This is a genomic window from Arthrobacter sp. TB 26 (genome assembly GCF_000427315.1).
GTDB lineage: Bacteria > Actinomycetota > Actinomycetes > Actinomycetales > Micrococcaceae > Arthrobacter.
Window position 1 is genome coordinate 1 of sequence record NZ_AUPJ01000139.1, and the last position, 1,239, is coordinate 1,239.

1 protein-coding gene is annotated in these 1,239 nt (G+C 71.1%); it reads right to left on the reverse strand.

What is annotated here, in order from left to right; translation table 11 throughout:
* Positions 1-36: 36 nt before the first annotated feature.
* Positions 37-1,239, reverse strand: a 1,203-nt coding sequence (locus K789_RS0104325) for an ATP-dependent DNA helicase UvrD2 (protein WP_024365681.1), incomplete at its 5' end; no start/stop codon positions are given.

The following is a 1,239-nucleotide window of genomic DNA, read 5'->3' on the forward strand; positions in this document are numbered from 1 at the left end:
CTGCCGGGCTGCCTGCCCGCGTGCTGACGCCGGCCATCACAGCGTGGTGCTTTCGACCAGCACTGCCAGCACTGCTTCGCCGTACTTCTCCAGTTTCGACGGGCCCACCCCGGGAAGGGTGGCGAGCTGTTCGAGGGAGTCGGGACGGGCTTCGGCAATGGCGGTGAGTGTGGCGTCGGTGAACACCACAAAGGCGGGGACGTCGGCGTCGAGCGCTATTTCCTTGCGCCACTGCCGGAGCGCGTCGAAAGTCTGCTCCTCGTAGCTGGGCGGGCACTGGTTGCAGCGGCCCACCTTGCGTTCGGCGCCGGAGGAGAGCATGGTTCCGCAGACCCGGCACGTGGCCGGCACGGCAGCCTTGCGGCGCGGCGCCGCTCCCTTGCCGCGGACCGATGAGCTGGCCACCGAGTCGGGTCGCAGGCCGTCCAGGAAGCGCGAGGGCTTCCGGTTGGCGCGCCCTCCCGGGGTCCGTGCGGTGGACCAGGACAGGAACAGATGTTCCCTGGCCCGGGTGATCCCCACGTACAGCAGGCGGCGCTCCTCATCCACGGATTCCGGGCTGTCGGCGAAGGAGATCGGCATGAGCCCCTCGCTGAGCCCGACGAGGAACACTGCGTCCCATTCGAGGCCCTTCGCGGCGTGCAGCGAGGCGAGGGTGACGCCCTGGACGGTCGGAGCGTGCTGGGCGAGGGAGCGTTCCTGGAGTTCGTTCACGAAGTCCGAGAGGGTGAACTGTGCGCCGCGGCTGATCACCAGTTCGTCGGCCAGTGCGACGAGCGCCGCGAGCGATTCCCAGCGCTCCCGGAGCGCGCCGCCGCTGTGCGGAGCTGCGTCCGTGTAGCCCAGCGAGGCGACGATGTCGCGGACCAGCTGGCCGAGCGGCTCAGGGCTGGCGGTTTCGGCGACGGCCCGCGTGGCCGCCCGCAGCTGCAGGATGGCATCGCGGACTTCCTTGCGGGCAAAGAACCGTTCCCCGCCGCGCAGCTGATAGCCGATCCCCGCCGAGGCCAGGGCCTGCTCATAGGCCTCGGACTGTCCGTTGGTGCGGAACAGGACCGCGACCTGGCTGGCCGGTGTGCCGGCGTCGAGGAGTTCGCGCACCTTGACCGCCACGGTTGCGGCCTCGGCCTCGTCGTCGGAGCATTCGGTGAATTGCGGCACCGGCCCGGCCGGGCGCTGGGCCACGAGCTGCAGCGGCGTGGCCCAGGCGGCGTCGGCGACGGGACCCCCGCTGCGGCG